This window comes from Cupriavidus sp. GW823-FHT07A04, assembly GCF_058794615.1.
Map to the genome: position 1 here is coordinate 99,731 of NZ_JBXAHA010000004.1, position 15,076 is coordinate 114,806.

At 67.8% G+C, this 15,076-nt stretch carries 11 protein-coding genes; 5 read left to right on the top strand and 6 right to left on the bottom strand.

Annotated features, from left to right (window positions below):
• The first annotated feature begins 33 nt into the window (after positions 1–33).
• On the top strand, positions 34–2,859 hold the full coding sequence (locus tag AC1Q7Q_RS08300) for a hypothetical protein (RefSeq protein ID WP_492376012.1): 2,826 nt from the start codon (positions 34–36) through the stop codon (positions 2,857–2,859).
• On the opposite strand, the gene AC1Q7Q_RS08305 is transcribed toward AC1Q7Q_RS08300, so the two are convergent.
• The 5 genes from AC1Q7Q_RS08305 to AC1Q7Q_RS08325 all read right to left on the bottom strand — a co-directional run bounded on the left by AC1Q7Q_RS08305 (position 2,856) and on the right by AC1Q7Q_RS08325 (position 10,436).
• Entirely contained in the window at positions 2,856–3,620 is a 765-nt protein-coding gene (locus AC1Q7Q_RS08305; protein ID WP_492376013.1) for an IclR family transcriptional regulator, read from the bottom strand. The genes AC1Q7Q_RS08300 and AC1Q7Q_RS08305 overlap by 4 nt on opposite strands.
• Positions 3,621–3,945: 325 nt before the next feature.
• Positions 3,946–5,256, bottom strand: coding sequence for an MFS transporter (locus AC1Q7Q_RS08310; RefSeq protein ID WP_492376014.1), 1,311 nt, complete (start codon positions 5,254–5,256; stop codon positions 3,946–3,948).
• A gap of 415 nt (positions 5,257–5,671) precedes the next feature.
• A complete protein-coding gene (locus tag AC1Q7Q_RS08315) occupies positions 5,672–8,695 on the bottom strand; it encodes a c-type cytochrome (RefSeq protein ID WP_492376015.1) in 3,024 nt (1,007 codons plus the stop codon).
• Complete coding sequence (locus AC1Q7Q_RS08320; RefSeq protein WP_492376017.1) at positions 8,692–9,198, bottom strand: (2Fe-2S)-binding protein; 507 nt, start codon at positions 9,196–9,198, stop codon at positions 8,692–8,694. The genes AC1Q7Q_RS08315 and AC1Q7Q_RS08320 overlap by 4 nt, the downstream gene beginning before the upstream one ends.
• Positions 9,199–9,281: 83 nt before the next feature.
• The gene (locus AC1Q7Q_RS08325; RefSeq protein ID WP_492374788.1) at positions 9,282–10,436 is read right to left on the bottom strand and encodes an FAD-dependent monooxygenase; all 1,155 of its coding nucleotides are present in this window, start codon (positions 10,434–10,436) and stop codon (positions 9,282–9,284) included.
• Positions 10,437–10,817: 381 nt separating this feature from the next.
• On the opposite strand from AC1Q7Q_RS08325, the gene AC1Q7Q_RS08330 reads away from it, so the two are divergent.
• From AC1Q7Q_RS08330 to AC1Q7Q_RS08345, 4 genes are read left to right on the top strand one after another with little or no spacing between them, the layout of a single operon-like run.
• On the top strand, positions 10,818–11,570 hold the full coding sequence (locus AC1Q7Q_RS08330) for a maleate cis-trans isomerase family protein (protein WP_043352885.1): 753 nt from the start codon (positions 10,818–10,820) through the stop codon (positions 11,568–11,570).
• A 28-nt stretch (positions 11,571–11,598) separates the two neighbouring features.
• A complete protein-coding gene (locus AC1Q7Q_RS08335) occupies positions 11,599–12,441 on the top strand; it encodes an alpha/beta fold hydrolase (RefSeq protein WP_492374789.1) in 843 nt (280 codons plus the stop codon).
• A 29-nt stretch (positions 12,442–12,470) separates the two neighbouring features.
• The gene (locus tag AC1Q7Q_RS08340; protein WP_492374790.1) at positions 12,471–13,529 is read left to right on the top strand and encodes a 2,5-dihydroxypyridine 5,6-dioxygenase NicX family protein; all 1,059 of its coding nucleotides are present in this window, start codon (positions 12,471–12,473) and stop codon (positions 13,527–13,529) included.
• Positions 13,522–14,175: an N-carbamoylsarcosine amidohydrolase gene (locus AC1Q7Q_RS08345; protein WP_492374791.1), complete on the top strand. Its 654-nt coding sequence runs from the start codon at positions 13,522–13,524 to the stop codon at positions 14,173–14,175. The genes AC1Q7Q_RS08340 and AC1Q7Q_RS08345 overlap by 8 nt, the downstream gene beginning before the upstream one ends.
• A gap of 44 nt (positions 14,176–14,219) precedes the next feature.
• On the opposite strand, the gene AC1Q7Q_RS08350 is transcribed toward AC1Q7Q_RS08345, so the two are convergent.
• Positions 14,220–14,972, bottom strand: a complete 753-nt coding sequence (locus AC1Q7Q_RS08350; RefSeq protein ID WP_183033307.1) for a TetR/AcrR family transcriptional regulator — start codon at positions 14,970–14,972, stop codon at positions 14,220–14,222.
• Positions 14,973–15,076: the final 104 nt, after the last annotated feature.

Genomic DNA, 15,076 nt, shown 5'->3' on the forward strand with positions numbered 1-15,076 from the left:
TTGGGCGGGAATGTGCAAAGGAAGGGGCCCCGCATGCCAGTCCAAGAGCAGCCTTCGGATGACGAACTGGCCCGCATTGCGCGCCGGCGCCGCCAGCTCGGGATTGCCCGGCGCCTGCGCGATGGCGACAGCAACTGGGCGCTGGCACTCTCGGGCGGCGGGATACGCAGCGCGACGTTCTGCCTGGGCGTGATGCAGGCACTGGCCAAGGCGCCTGCGCCACCGGTGGCCGGTCCTGCGCTGCACGCAGTTGCCAACGAGGCGCCGCCGGACGCCATCCAGGAAGGCGACGGACCGGATGCCATCAACCCCGCCCCCGCGCCAGCCACTACCTCCTTGCTCGGCCAGTTTGACTACCTGTCCACCGTCAGCGGCGGCGGCTACATCGGCGCTTTCTTTTGCAGCCTGTTTGTGCCGGGCCGGTTGAAGCCGGGCACCACGCCGCCGGAGGCTGCGGCACTCGCCTACCGCACGCTGCAGCATGAGCCGCCGGAGCGCATCCACTCGTCGGTGTCCTACGCCCCCGATCCGGGGCGCGCCGCGGTGGCGTGGCTGCGCGAGAACGGCCGTTACCTGACGCCGACCGGCGCCGGCGATTCGCTCTACGCGGCCTCGCTGGTGGTGCGCAACTGGTTCGCCATGCAGTACGTGATCGGCAGCGCGCTGCTGTTGCTGCTGGCGGTGCTGGCGCTGCTGCGCCATCTCGCCATCGGCACCTGGCTCGACCTGGGCCGGCACGAACTGGACCTGCTGCACGACGCTCGCCAGGTGTTCAACGAGGGTGGCCTGGCGATCTGGTGGAGCGAGTTGCTGTGGCTGCCGCTGGCGGCGCTCCTGCTGTTTGCCGTGCCGCCGGGCGTGGCGTACTGGCTGGTCTATCCGCGCGGCGGCGATGGCAAGCTGGCCCTGGGCTTTGACAGCCTCGCCACGCGCCTGGCCGCGCTGGCCGGCGTGGCGATGCTGGTCATGGCCGCGGCACTGCACCACCTGGGGCTGGTGCTGTCGTGCCTGTTGCTGGCGATGGCGGTGTTGACGCTGTTGGGCGTGGCTTGCTGCTTTGTGTTGTGCCGGATGCCGCCGGCTACCGTGCAGGACTACCGGGTGCGGGCCACGCGCCTGCTGAGCCAGGCCATTGGCGTTGCGCTGTGGCTCGCGGCGCTGGGTGTGGCGGACACCGTGGCGCGCACCTTCTATCTCTACACGCAGGCCTCCCATCAGCCCTGGCGCACGCTCGGGCCGGCGGGGACGCTGGGTGGGCTGGTCTGGCTGATCCGCTATGGCGCGGCGCTGGTAGACGGCAAGGGCGGTAACGGCGGCAATGGCAAGGGCGGCACGTGGCGCGCGCGTCTGCCGGTGTCGCTGCTGGCCGGCGCTGCCGCCGCCGTGGTGGCGCTGCTGGTCTTCGTGCTGTGGTCATGGCTGGTGCTGTGGGTGCGCTGGAATGGTGGCGAGCCGCTCGACTGGTTCACCTTCGGCAACGCCTACACCACGCCGGTGCTGTGCACGCTGATCGTGCTGGCGCTCGGGCTGACCATGATCGCCGGGCGTTTCGCCGGCTTCCTGAACCTGTCGACGCTGCAGCCGTTTTACTCGGCCCGGCTGACCCGCGCCTACCTCGGCGGCTCCAACGGCAAGCGCTTCATGCCCGGCAGCGGCGCGGCGCCCGCGCAGCAGCATGGCAGCCAGCGCGCCAGGCTGAGCGTGGCCGAGCCAGCGGACGGCGATGCGCTCAGCCTGAACACCTACTACGATCCCGCCATGCTGGCGCCGCTGCACCTGATCAACGTCACGCTCAACCTCACCGTGGATCCCGCCGAGCAACTGGTGCAGCGCGACCGCAAGGGCAAGCCGCTATGCGTGGCGCCGGGCCCCTTCGTGCTCCCGGCGACGGCCTCGCGTACCATGCCCGACGATTCGTTCGTGCGCTTCACCGTGGACGGGCAGCGCTATTTTCCGGAAACGCACAAGGCGGGCGGCAGCGAGCTCTCGCAATCGCGCACGCTGGGCGACTGGATCGCGACCTCGGGCGCGGTGGTTTCGACCGGGCTGGGCCGCTCCACCACGCTGGGCACATCGCTGCTGCTAGGGTTGGCCAACCTGCGCCTGGGCACCTGGTGGCCGTCGTACCCGCTGGATGCCGGCAGCGCGCCGCGCGCCGGCGGCGCAGACCGCAACTGCGTGCAGGCGGACCTGCCCGGGTCGCCCTGGCTGGGCGGGTTGATCACGCTGTTCCGCACGCAGTACTACCTGGCCTGCGAACTGAGCGCGCGCTTTCATGGCACGCGGCGCGGCTGGCAATACCTGTCGGACGGCGGGCATTTCGAGAACACCGCCGTGTATGAGCTGCTGCGGCCCGAGCGCGGGGTGGGGCTGGTCGTGCTGTGCGATTGCGGAGCGGACCCGGACTACCAGTTCGGCGACCTGGCCAACCTGATCCGGCTGGCCCGCATCGACATGGGGCTGGAGATCGTGGTCGATGCCGCGGCCGCCGGCGATGCCGTGCTGGGCAGCGTGTTCGGCACGCCGGAGGATTTTCTGCCGGCGGCTCGCCAGAACCCGGCGGCGGCCAACAAGTGCGCGCTGCTGTTGAACGTGTACCGTGCGCTTGAGCCCGCCGCCACGCGCCGTCCCGTATCGCGCATCGTGCTGCTCAAGCCCTGCCCGATTGCCTCGGCGCCGGTTGATGTGCAGCAGTACCGCGCCGGCCATCCGGCGTTTCCGCAGGAACCCACGATCGAGCAGTTCTTCAATGAAGCGCAGTGGGAGAGCTACCGCGAGCTGGGGTTCTCCATCGGTCAGCTTGTGTTCGGCGGTGGTGCCGGCGGCGATGCGGTGGCGCGCGCCTTGTGGGCGCGCTAGCGCCCGAAACCCACCACCTCTTCCAGGCGGCGGCTGGCTTCGCGCAGGGCTTCCAGCATGCGCGGGACCGACTCCTCATTCAGGCGTTGCTGCGGACCGGCAATGGCCAGCGAGCCAACCACCTCGGTCTGGTCGCGCGACCACAGCGGCAGGGCCAGCCCCGCCACGCTGGCGGCGGCCTCGCCGCGCGTATGGGCCCAGCCCTGCTCGCGGATCTCGGCAAGCTGCGGCTCGATGACGGCGGGATCGGGCGCGGCCAGCGTAGGCTGGCCCTGGGCGCGCTGCCTGGCGTTTTCCAGCACACGAGCCCGGAAGGCGTCGTCCTGGAAGGCCAGGATGGCCTTGGCGTGCGCGCCCGCGTGCAGCGCAAAGCGCTGTCCCAGCTCGATCGAGAAGCGCAGCTGATGCTGGCTCTGGACCATGCCGACGCATAGCCCTTCATGGCCGTCCAGCCACGACAGGAAGACAGTCTCGCCGCTTTGCGCGGCCAGCTTTTCCAGTACGGGCTGCACCACCTCGGCGGGCGAGAACGTCTTGCGCACCACCTGGCCCAGCTCAAACAGCCGCAGCCCCAGCGAATACTTGCCGCTGGCTGCGTCCTGCACCAGGAAACCGTTGGCGGCAAAGGTGGCCAGCACGCGGTGCACCACCGCGTGATGCACCCCGCTGTGCTTGGCCAGTTCGCGCACGCCCCAGGTGGGCTGGCGCACCGTGAAGTAGGTCAGCAAGGCCAGCGCGCCGTCGAGAGTCTTGAGAGTCATACCGTTATCCTGCCTTGATCCTGCTTTGCATGGGCAGCATGGTACGGATAAGCGGCGTGCGGCTCAATCTTTGTGCTCGCATTGCTGCTGAAAGGGCCGGATCTACGTTGTCGTGCTCCTCTCTCCCACGCGCGGGAGAGAGGTTGGGAGAGAGGGCGGGCGCTCGTTACGCCTGCGTGCTGGAAAACACAAACACCACGGGCTTCGCTTCAAGTGGCTCCTAGCTAAGCCACCCCTCTCCCCCTGAGGGGAGATGGAGAGACAGCCGTCGTCATGGCGCGCGGATTTGGCCCGTTCGGCGGCTCCGGCACGGGCCTGATCCAGGCTACCGGTTAACCACCTTGGCCGGCATCGCCAGCACCAGGAAGCAGCTCGCCACCAGGCAGCCTGCGAACAGGATCAGGCCAGCGCTCGGGCTGTGGAATGTGTCCTTCAGCCAGCCCAGCAGGTAGGTGGCCGCGAAGCCGCCCAGGTTGGCGATGGAGCAGGCCAGCGCGATGCCGGCGGCGGCCGCGGTGCCGCTCAGGAAGGTGGATGGCAGGCACCAGAACACCGGGAAGGTCGCCACGATGCCCACATTGGCCACCGTCAGCATCACCAAGGTGGCGGAGGTGGAGCCGGTGACGAAGGTGCTGCCGACCAGGCCGGCGGCGCCTGCCAGGGTGGGCAGCACAATGTGCCAGCGGCGCTCGCGTGTCTTGTCGGAGTGTGCGCCGTTGAGCAGCATCCCGATCACCGCCGCGGCGTGCGGGATGGCGGTGAGCAGGCCGATGTGCAGCGGGCTGGCCACGCCGGAGTCGCGGATGATGGTGGGCATCCAGAAGCCAATGGAGTACGTGCCCATCAGCAGGCACATGTCGATCAGGCCCAGCATCCACACGCGGCGATCGGCGAAGGCGGCCATCAGCGAGTGGTTGTTTTCCACCAGCACGTCCGTATCCAGATTGCGCTGCAACGTGCGCTTTTCGTCAGCCTGCAGCCACTTGGCATCCTTGATGCCGTTGGGCAGGTAGAAGAACACCATCACGCCCAGCAGCACCGAGGGAATGGCCTCCAGGAAGAACAGCCACTGCCAGCCGGCCCAGCCGTGCATGCCGGCGAAAGCGGTCATGATCCAGCCGGACAGCGGGCTGCCGATCATGCTGGCAAGCGGCAGGCCCATCATGAACAGCGCGATGATCTTGCTGCGCTTGTGCGTGGGGAACCAGTAGGTCAGGTACAGCAGCACGCCGGGCAGGAAGCCGGCCTCGGCCGCGCCCAGCAGGAAGCGCAGCACGTAGAACTGCGTTGGCGTGTTGACGAACATGGTTGCGCCGGACAGCAGGCCCCACGTCACCATGATGCGGGCGATCCAGAGGCGCGCGCCCACCTTTTGCAGCACCAGGTTGCTGGGCACCTCGAACAGGATGTAGCCCACGAAGAACAGGCCCGCGCCCAGTCCGTAGATTGTCTCGCTGAAGTGCAGGTCGTCCAGCATCTGCAGCTTGGCCAGCCCGACGTTGATGCGGTCGAGATAGGCGGCGAGATAGCAGGCGCAGAAGAACGGGATCAGGCGCCAGGTCACCTTGCGGTAGATGTCTGGCTCGGCCGCCGCGGGTAGTACGCCCGCCGCGCCGTCTTGATACTGATACGACATGTTCACTCCTTTACTGTTTACCGTTGTCTACCGTGTGTGTGTCTTTGCCACCGCTGAGAGCGGCTGGCTTGTGCTGTTTGCTATGCAAGCAGCGGGCCAGGCCTGTTCAGTGATGGATGGGCTGTTTTTTTATGGTTTCCTGCGGGCTGGCCGGGGTGTTGCGCGCCGTCCTTGTGCAGGGTGGGCACCGCTTTCCTTCATCCGGCACTCATGTAGTGCCCGCTACATGATCGTTCAGCGTAAGCTACATAAAACAAGCTAGCAAGAGCGTGGTGGTGGTTTTCTCCTCGGGGTTTTCCCCCTGCCGCGCGGCGTATGCACCGGGTACGCGCGGCAGGGGGCGGCGGCAAGGCGGCTTGCCGGAAAAATGGCGGACTGATGGCTTCAGGCCGGCCTGGCGTTGTTCATTGCCTGCTTAATGAGTGAGTTGGTGGGTGGGCGTCGCGCGCAGCCGCGCGAGCGTATCGTCCACGTTGTCCCAGGCGGGTTTGTCGGGGGCGAAGCGCTTGCGCAGGTAGTGCACCAGTTGCGTCAGCTGACGGTCGTCCAGGCTCTCGCCAAAGGCTGGCATATAGCCCAGATCGCTTGTCCCCGGCGTGGGAATGCCATCCAGCAGCACGCGGATCAGGTTGTCCGGCTTGTCGCCGTGCAGGTTGGTATTGAGCGCGAGCGACGGCTTGATGCCGAATTGCCTGATGCCCTGGTCGCTCTGGTGGCAGACCGCGCAGGCATTCTGGTACAGGCGCGCGGCGGGTCCGCCAAGCGTGCGCGCGGCATCGGCGCTGCGTTGCTCAAGCTGCTGCGCCTGTGCGCTGGCCGCCGCCGCATCGGGCTGCGCGTCGCCGAACGATGCCACATAGTGCGCGATGGCGCGCACATCATCCTCGGGCAGCAGCGCCAGCTCTTCGATTACCGGCGCCATCGGCCCGGCCGCCGCGCCATGATGCGGGGCGTAGCCGGTGCGCAGGTAGGAGAACAACGATTGCTCCGTCCACGGCACCGGTGCGTGCGACAGCTTGCCCAGCGCGGGCGCTTCCCAGCCTTCGGCCTCGCCGCCGCCAAGATAGCGCCGCCCGCCTTGCTCGGCGCCCAGCGCGTTGCGCGGCGAATGGCAGGCGCTGCAGTGGCCCAGCCCTTCGGCCAGGTACGCGCCGCGGTTCCACTGTGCCGAGCGGGCCGGATTGGCCTCGAAGGGCTTGGGGCTGTGGAACAGCAGGTTCCATCCGGCCATCAGCGGGCGCAGGTTGTAGGGGAAGGCCAGCGCGGTCTCGGGCGCCTTGGCGCGCACCGGCTCGGCGGCCATCAGGTAAGCGTAGAGCGCCTGCAGATCGCCATCGCTGGTCTTGGCAAAGGCGGTGTAGGGGAACGCCGGGTATAGATGCCGGCCATCGCGATGAATGCCCTGGCGCATGGCGCGCTCGAACGCCGCGTAGGACCAGTTGCCGATTCCGGTCTCGACATCGGGTGTGATGTTGGTGCTGTAGATGGTGCCGAACGGCGTGTCCAGCGCCAGCCCGCCCGCATTGCGCGCGCCGTTGGGTGCCGTATGGCAGACCGCGCAATCCCCGGCCGCCGCTACCAGCCCGCCGCGCTCGATGGTGGCGGCCGAGTAGAAGCCGGGTTCGGGCGGGGCCACGGGCGCAATGGGCGCACGCCATGGCATTGCCGTGGCGAACAAGCCGGCCGCCGCGGTGGCGCCGGCCAGCAGCCAGTTGCGCCTGCGGGCGGCGCCGCGCTTGGGCGTGCCTTCGGGATTGGCCTGCGCGGCCAGCGCAAGCCGGATGCGTTCGCCGCTGAAGGGCGGCTCGCGCAGGCGTACCCCGGTGGCGTCGTAGATGGCGTTGGCCACGGCCGGCGCGGCGGGCAGGGTGGCGGCCGCGCTCGTGCCGAGCGTGGCGCTGGCGGGGGTCAGCGCGCCGGCAACGCGCACTTCCGGCAAATGCGGCAAGTGCGTGGTGGCAAGCGCCGGCAGGCTGGCATGGTGTACCGCGGGCAGGTTGGCGGCGGGCCAGCTATCGAAGCGGCTGCCGTCGACGGTGAGTTGCTGTGCGGCGCGCGCGGCTTCCTGCTGCAAGGCCACGGCATTGGCCCCGCCCTGTTCGCCCGCATCGCTGTCGTGTCCTAGCGTGACGCCGGTGACGCTGACCTCGCCGGTGGTGGCATCCACTTCGACTTCCGCCACCCAGGCCGACCAGCTGTGCACGGGCTGGCCGCCATCGGCCTGCCCGGCTTCGATGGTGCTGGCGTACGCGAAGCCGCGTCCGCGCCGTACGTTCTGTTGCGCTTGCGGGCGTTCGCCGCGTGGCTGCCAGTTGGCCTGCGCCGCGACCCGGCGCACGAGGCCAGCACCGCGCGCGTCGTCGAGATGGCGCAGCCGCAAGGCCACGGGATCCTGCGCACTAGCTGCCGCCACTTCGTCCAGGTGCGACTCATGCGCGAACACGTGGGCGCGCGCTGCCTGCGCCGGCGTGCTTGCCGCGCGGGGCTGTCCCGGCAGGTCGGCCTGCGCGACGCTCAGGCTGTCAAAGCGGTAGGGTGGCAGGATGGCATCGTCGCCCGCGTCGTGCGGGGCGGACGCTTGCGGCTCGATCTCGCTGACCGGCGCTGGCGTGCGCGTTAGCCACAGCGCCAACGGCGGCGCGTGCATGACCGCCGCGCTGCCGCGCGCATCCACGGCTGAGTTGACGGCATAGGCGGCAATTTCGCCATCGCGCGTCCAGGCGCTTTCGATATGGGTGTTGACCACTGCCTGCATGGCGCCAAGTTCATGGGCCTCCACGCGCACGCGCACCGCACGCCGGGCCGAATGCGCCAGCAGGGCGGCATCGGCGGCGGCGTGGTGGGCGTACAGGGGATCTTCGTCGTTGCCTGGAGCCTGCCAGCAGATCAAGGTAATGCGGTCTTCGCCGATGCCGAGCAGGGCGGCGAGTTCGGCCCGCAACGCGCCGGGGCGGCGGCTGGGCAGCCACACGCGCAGCGCGCTGTCGCGCCAGTCCGCAATCGCGGTGCAGCCAGCGGCTTGCAGGCCGGCGAGTGGCCATTGATAGTCCTGCGCGCTGCGGCCAGCGGCATCCGCCATGGCCTGCGCGGCGTCGCCGTGTTCGGCAACGATGCGGCGGGCGAGCGGCAAGCCCGAGGCTGCCGCTTTCGGCGGGGCTTGCCAGTGGGCGCGTAGCGCGTGGGCGGCTTGCAGCGCCTGTGGCGCGGTATCGGCAGCGATGCCGAGAAAGTCGCCCCGGCGCAGTACCGTGGCAACACCGGGCACCGCGCGCGCGGCCGCATCGTCGCAATCGATCAGGCGGGCGCTGAGCAGCGTGCCGGTTTGCCATGCCAGCACGGGCGGGCGGATGACGTGCCCGGCCAGCCACTCCCGCTCGGGCGGCGGCTGCCATGCGCCGGGGCCGGCCTGCGCCATGACGAGGTCGTCGCGCCCGCTCATGCCGCGCCATCCCGGCCTGCGGCCTGGCGCAGCAACACGGCAGCGCGTTGCACCGCGCGCAGGATCTCCACGTGCGTGCCGCAGCGGCACAGGTTGAAGCGCAGCGCCTCGCGGATCTGCGCCTCGCTGGGGTCGGGGTTTTCCGCCAGGAGTGCCTTGGCGGTCATGATCATGCCGTTCAGGCAATAGCCGCACTGCGCGGCTTGCTCATCGATAAAGGCTTGCTGCACCGGATCGGGCTGCCCGCCGGTGGCCAGCCCGTCGAGCGTGGTGATGGCGCGTTGCGCCACCGCTTTCACGGGAATTACGCAGGAGCGCGCCGCCATCCCGTCCACCAGCACCGTGCATGCGCCGCACTGGCCCAGCCCGCAGCCGTACTTTGGCCCGTTGCAGGCGAGGTCATTGCGCAGGACGTAGAGCAGCGGCGTGTCGGGATCGACCTCGGCATCGAGCTGGTACGTGGTCCGGTTGACCCGGAGGCACAGGGGGCGGGGCGTGTTCATCGGGGGGCTGGGGGCGTTTTAGAACATCACTCGCTCGGGGCCGGGGCCCGGGAAGGCACCCGGCGGTCTGGCTGGGGCGTGGCTCAGGCTGCGGCGGCCACGCGCCCGGCTTCCACCAGCGGCTCGTTGAACACATCGTAACCGAAGCACCAGTCCGGGTTCTCGTTGGTGCGCAGCCACGTGTTGTTGTGTGAAACCAGTTGCACCTTGCCGGCACGCTCGGCGCGGTTGGCTTCGTACAGCGAGAACGCGGCGCTGAAGTCCGACAGCCCGGTTTGCTGCAGGCAGCGGGTCAGCATGGCCGCGTCTTCGATGGCCATGGCCGCGCCCTGCGCCATATGCGGCTTCATCGGGTGGCAGGCGTCTCCCAGCAGCACCAGGCGGCCGCGGCTCCATACCGGCAGCGGATCGCGCTCCAGCAGCGGCCACTTGGTCACTTCCACGGTGCCTTCAATCAGCGATTGCACGCCTTCGTGCCAGCCGTCGAACGCAACGCGCATTTCCTCGATGCTGCTGGGCAGCCAGCTCTTGGTCATGTCCCAGGTGGGCTCGGGCACACCGGTGACGTAGTAGATCTCGTCAAGCTTGCTGGTGTCGAAGTACACCATCATATGGCGATCGTCGGACCACCACTTGGTGCAGCGGTCATGGGTGAAGCCCTTGACACGCGCGATCGGGAACACGGCGCGGTGCGCCACGTAGCCGGTGTACTTGGGCGGCTCAGCGCCCAGCAGTGTCTCGCGGATGCGGGAGTTCACGCCGTCCGCGCCGATCACGATGTCGGCTTCGTCCACCGTGCCGTCGGCAAACGTCAGGCGCACCACATGGCCCAGGTCTTCCACACCGGCCAGTTTCTTGTCGAACAGCAGCGTGCCGGGGGCCACCGCCTCGGTCAGCAGGGCGTGGAAATCGCCACGGTGCACGGTCAGGTAGCTGGCGCCGTAATGCGACAGCGCGTAGCGCCCAAGCGGGATCTGGGCGATCACTTCGCCGCTTTGCCAGTCGCGGCTGTACCAGTAGTCCGGGTGGCAGCCCATGTCGTTGAGCGCATCTTCGAGGCCGATCCTGCGCATGACCTTCATCACATTGGGCCCGACGTGGATGCCGGCGCCCAGGCGCGAGAACGCCGGAGCCTGCTCATACAGCTTGACTTGGAATCCGGCGCGCTGCAGCAGGGCGGCCGCGACCGTCCCCCCCAGTCCGGCGCCAATCACTGCGATCCGTGGTTTGCCTTGCACGATATTTCTCCTGGCGGTGTGATGTGGGTCTGAAGTGGCCGTCTGGCCAATCGGTAAATCGAGTGTACACACGATAAATTTGCTTGTAAAGAAGTGACATGCCACCCCTATGGAAAACCCTTATGCCAAAGTGGCTTCCCCGCGTTAATGCCCATAGACCGTGAAATCAAGCACCATATGAGGGGTTGATTCATGAAGTGGGCACTGAAATCGTGCGCCGTGCCCGGTCTAACGTCTTGTTGTGAAAATATCGTGTGTACACTACAATCGTTCGCAGGACACGGAGACCGATGAAGGCTCCGGTCCGGCCGTGCAGGGCGCTTCTCCGCCAGGACGGGCGCCAGGGCGGGTGGACAGAACAAACAGATGACGGAGTCGACAGTGCAGAAAATTTTCCGTATCGGCCAGATCGTGCCGAGCTCGAACACCACCATGGAAACCGAGATCCCGGCGATGCTGACGTTGCGCCAGCAGGTGCGCCCCGAACGCTTCACCTTCCATTCCAGCCGCATGCGCATGAAGAAAGTGGTCAAGGAAGAGCTGGCGGCCATGGACGCCGAGTCCGACCGCTGCGCGCTGGAACTGAGCGACGCCCGCGTCGACGTGCTGGGCTACGCCTGCCTGGTGGCCATCATGGCGATGGGCCACGGCTACCATCGCGTCTCTGAAAAGCGCCTGCAGGCCCATACCGCCGCCAACGGCGCTGACGCGCCCGTGATCACCAGCGCCGGCGCGCTGATCGACGCGCTCAAGGTCATCGGCGCCAAGCGCATCGCCGTGGTTGCGCCGTACATGAAGCCGCTGACCGAGCTGGTGGTGGACTACATCCGCAACGAAGGCTATGAAGTGGTGGACTGGCGCGCGCTGGAAATCCCCGACAACCTCGAAGTGGGCCGCCACGACCCCGCCAGGCTGCCTGGCATCGTCGCGCAGATGAACACCAAGGATGTGGATGCCATCGTGCTGTCTGCCTGCGTGCAGATGCCGTCCCTGCCGGCGGTGGCCAAGGTGGAAGCCATGACCGGCAAGCCGGTCATCACCGCGGCCATTGCCACCACCTACGCCATCCTCAAGCAGCTCGACCTGGAGCCGGTCGTGCCCGGCGCGGGTGCGCTGCTGTCAGGTGCCTATTGATCACGTCTTCGGTAAAGGAAGCCCAGCAATGAGCGAGTTTCTCCAAGGCGGCAACGTGTTCGCCAATGGCATCCGCCAGCATTACCTGCGCTACGGCGGCAGCACCGGCGCGCGCGCGCAACGCGATGCCATGGTGATCGTGCCCGGCATCACCAGCCCGGCGGTCACCTGGGGCTTTGTCGGCGAGCAGTTCGGCAAGCACTTCGATACCTATATCCTGGATGTGCGTGGACGTGGCCTGTCCGAGACCGGCGATGCGCTGGACTACGGCCTGGACGCGCAGGCGGCGGATGTGGTCGCCTTCGCGCACGCGCTCGGCCTGGCGCGCTATGCCATCGTTGGCCATTCCATGGGCGCGCGCATCGGCATTCGCGCCGCGCGCGGCAATCCGGCCGGGCTGACCCGGCTGGTGATGGTGGACCCGCCCGTCTCCGGCCCGGGACGGCGCGCCTATCCCTCGCAGCTGCCGTGGTACGTGGATTCCATCCGCCTGGCGCGCCAGGGCATCGATGCCGAAGGCATGCGCCGCTTCTGCCCGACCTGGACAGATGAGCAGTTGCGCCTGCGCGCCGAGTGGCTGCACACCTGCGACGAGCGCGCCATCGTCACGAGCTTCGAGGACTTCCACCGCGATGACGTGCATGCCGACATGCCGTCGGTACGGGTTCCCACGCTGCTGATGGTGGCCGGCCGCGGCGACGTGATCCGCGCCGAAGACATCGAGGAAATTCGCGGTTTGCTGCCTGCCGTGCAGCTTGCGCGCGTGGCGGATGCCGGCCACATGATCCCGTGGGACGACGAGGCGGGTTTCTACCGCGCCTTCGGCGATTTCCTCGGTGCGCCGCTGCTGCAGGACCAGGCTGCCGCCTGAGCTGCCTGCTTCACCAGAAAGGAGAACACATGCCAGTAAGCGATCACGACCTGACCCAGGCATGGCGCCAGGTGCTCATCCTGTCAAAACTGAAGCCGGGCCAGACGGTCACGGTGCTGACAGGCGCCGCCACGCATCCGCAAACGCTGCGCACGGCGCAGATGGCGGCCACCGCGATGGGCGCCATCGTCAACCGGCTGGACCTGCCGCCCGTCAACGCAGACAAGGCGCTCAGCCGCGACGCGCTGGCTTATCTCGGCACTACGCCGCTGACCGGCAACCCGGCCGCCATCGCCGCGCTCAAGGCCAGCGACCTGGTGCTGGACCTGATGACGCTGCTGTTCTCGCCCGAGCAGCACGAGATCCTCTCCGGCGGCACCAAGATCCTGCTGGCCGTGGAGCCGCCCGAGGTGCTGGTGCGGCTGGTGCCCACCGAAGGGGACCGCACCCGCGTGAAAGCCGCCACCGCGCGGCTGGCGCGCGCGCGGGAGATGCACATCACGTCGGATGCCGGCACCGACCTGCGCTGCGCGCTGGGCGAGTTTCCCGCCATCAGCGAGTACGGCTTTGTCGATGAGCCGGGCCGCTGGGACCACTGGCCAAGCGGCTTCGTGCTGACCTGGCCGGACGAGGGCGGCACCAATGGGCGCATCGTGCTCGATCGCGGCGATATCCTGCTGCCGATGAAATCCTATGTGCAGGAGCCGATCGACATCACGGTGGAGAAGGGCTACGTCACCCGCATCGAAGGCGGCCTGGATGCCGAACTGCTGAGCGATTACATGGCCTCGTTCAACGACCCCGAGGCCTACGCCATGTCGCATATCGGCTGGGGCCTGCAGCCGCGCGCGCGCTGGTCCACGCTCGCCATGTATGACCGCGAGGCCACCATCGGCATGGATGCGCGCGCATTCGAAGGCAATTTCCTGTGCTCCTTCGGCCCGAACAACGAAGCTGGCGGCAGCCGCACCACGGCCTGCCATATCGATATCCCCGTGCGCCATTGCACGGTGCGGCTTGACGGCGAGGCGGTGGTAGAACAAGGCAAGGTGCTGGATCACGAATCCAAGGGAGCCATCCATGCATGATGAAGTGAAGACCTACCAGCGTCAGGGCTTCGGCGCCGCGCTGGAACCCAAGGCACCCTACGGCCTGCTGATCATCGATTTCGTCAACGGCTTCGCCGACCCGGCTGTCTTTGGCGGCGGCAATATCCCCCAGGCCATCGCCAGCACCGTGCCGCTGCTGGCCACGGCGCGCGAGCAGGGCTGGCCGGTGGCGCACAGCCGCATCGTGTTTGCCGACGACGACAGCGACCACAACATCTTCACGCAGAAGGTGCCCGGCCTGCTGGCCCTGAAGGAAGACAGCCACAACAGCGCCATCGTCGGGCAACTGGCGCCGCGCCCGGGTGAACTGGTGGTGCGCAAGACCGTGCCATCCGCCTTTTTCGGCACCTCGCTGGCCGCGTGGCTGAACCAGCGCGGCGTGCAGACGCTGCTGGTGGCGGGCTGCGTGACCAGCGGCTGCGTGCGCGCCAGCGTGGTCGATGCCATGTCGTACGGCTTCCGCCCGCTGGTGCTGTCCGATTGCGTGGGCGACCGCGCCATCGGGCCGCACGACGCCAACCTGTTCGACATGGCGCAGAAGAACGCGACGGTGATGCCGCGCGACGAAGCGCTGGCGATGCTGGCGCGGGCTACGGCGGCGGCTACGGCTACGGCTACGGCTTAAGGGGAAGGCATCCGGCGCTGCGCGATGACCGCCGGATGCGAGGCTCAGGCGCGCTTGGCGCGTGCCGGCTTCTTGCGGGCGGCGGGTGCCGCCGCTTCGGCTTCGGCAGGGGCCTGCCCAGCCGGGGCGATGCCAGTGCCCGGCACGCAAACCGTGCTCAGCACCGTACGCTGGATCACATCGCGCCAGTGCTCCAGCGCGGGCTTGCTCATCATGGGCTCGCCCAGGAATGCGCTGAGCGTATGATGATTCGAGTTGTAGAAGTAGCCCAGCGACGCGATCACCAGGTAGATGTCGCGGGCGAGCACATCGGGTTGGAACAGCCCGGCAGCCTTGCCGCGCGCCAGGATGCCGTCCAGCACTGACAAGGCGTAGCTGGAGATCTCCCTGAGCCGGCTCGACTTCTTGGCGTGCTTGCCCTGGCTCATGTTCTCGCTGGACAGGATGGCGACGAACTCGGGATGATCGAGGTAGTAGCCCCAGACGAAGTCGATCAACTGGGTCAGCGCGCGCACCGGATCCTCGGGGTCGAGCTTGAGCGCCTGCTCGGCCTCGTTGAGCTGGATGTAGATGGTTTCGAGCACTTCGACGAACAGCTTTTCCTTGCTGCCGAAGTAGTAATAGATCATCCGGTCGTAGGTCTTGGCCAGCGAGGAGATCTTCTCCACGCGCCCGCCTTCATAGCCGCGCAAGGCGAAGACCTTGATGGCGGCCTTGAGGATCTTGGCTCGGGTGTCCTGAGCTTGCCGGGCCCGGGTTCCGGCTGCCGCGCTTTTCTTAGCGGTCGGGGTGCTCATATGTTTGATACGTATTGCTTGTTCGAGGCTGGCAGTATAACGGCCAGGGCGGGCGGCGCCGGAATCCGGCAGTCCGCCAGCGTGCCTACCTGAGACATGGAACG

Excerpts from the sequence above, each read along its gene's own strand:
- AC1Q7Q_RS08350 (WP_183033307.1), bottom strand. The coding sequence starts at position 14,972 with ATGAGCACCCCGACCGCTAAGAAAAGCGCGGCAGCCGGAACCCGGGCC.
- AC1Q7Q_RS08340 (WP_492374790.1), top strand. The coding sequence starts at position 12,471 with ATGCCAGTAAGCGATCACGACCTGACCCAGGCATGGCGCCAGGTGCTC.
- AC1Q7Q_RS08345 (WP_492374791.1), top strand. The coding sequence starts at position 13,522 with ATGCATGATGAAGTGAAGACCTACCAGCGTCAGGGCTTCGGCGCCGCG.
- AC1Q7Q_RS08335 (WP_492374789.1), top strand. The coding sequence starts at position 11,599 with ATGAGCGAGTTTCTCCAAGGCGGCAACGTGTTCGCCAATGGCATCCGC.
- AC1Q7Q_RS08320 (WP_492376017.1), bottom strand. The coding sequence starts at position 9,198 with ATGAACACGCCCCGCCCCCTGTGCCTCCGGGTCAACCGGACCACGTAC.
- AC1Q7Q_RS08310 (WP_492376014.1), bottom strand. The coding sequence starts at position 5,256 with ATGTCGTATCAGTATCAAGACGGCGCGGCGGGCGTACTACCCGCGGCG.
- AC1Q7Q_RS08305 (WP_492376013.1), bottom strand. The coding sequence starts at position 3,620 with ATGACTCTCAAGACTCTCGACGGCGCGCTGGCCTTGCTGACCTACTTC.
- AC1Q7Q_RS08300 (WP_492376012.1), top strand. The coding sequence starts at position 34 with ATGCCAGTCCAAGAGCAGCCTTCGGATGACGAACTGGCCCGCATTGCG.
- AC1Q7Q_RS08315 (WP_492376015.1), bottom strand. The coding sequence starts at position 8,695 with ATGAGCGGGCGCGACGACCTCGTCATGGCGCAGGCCGGCCCCGGCGCA.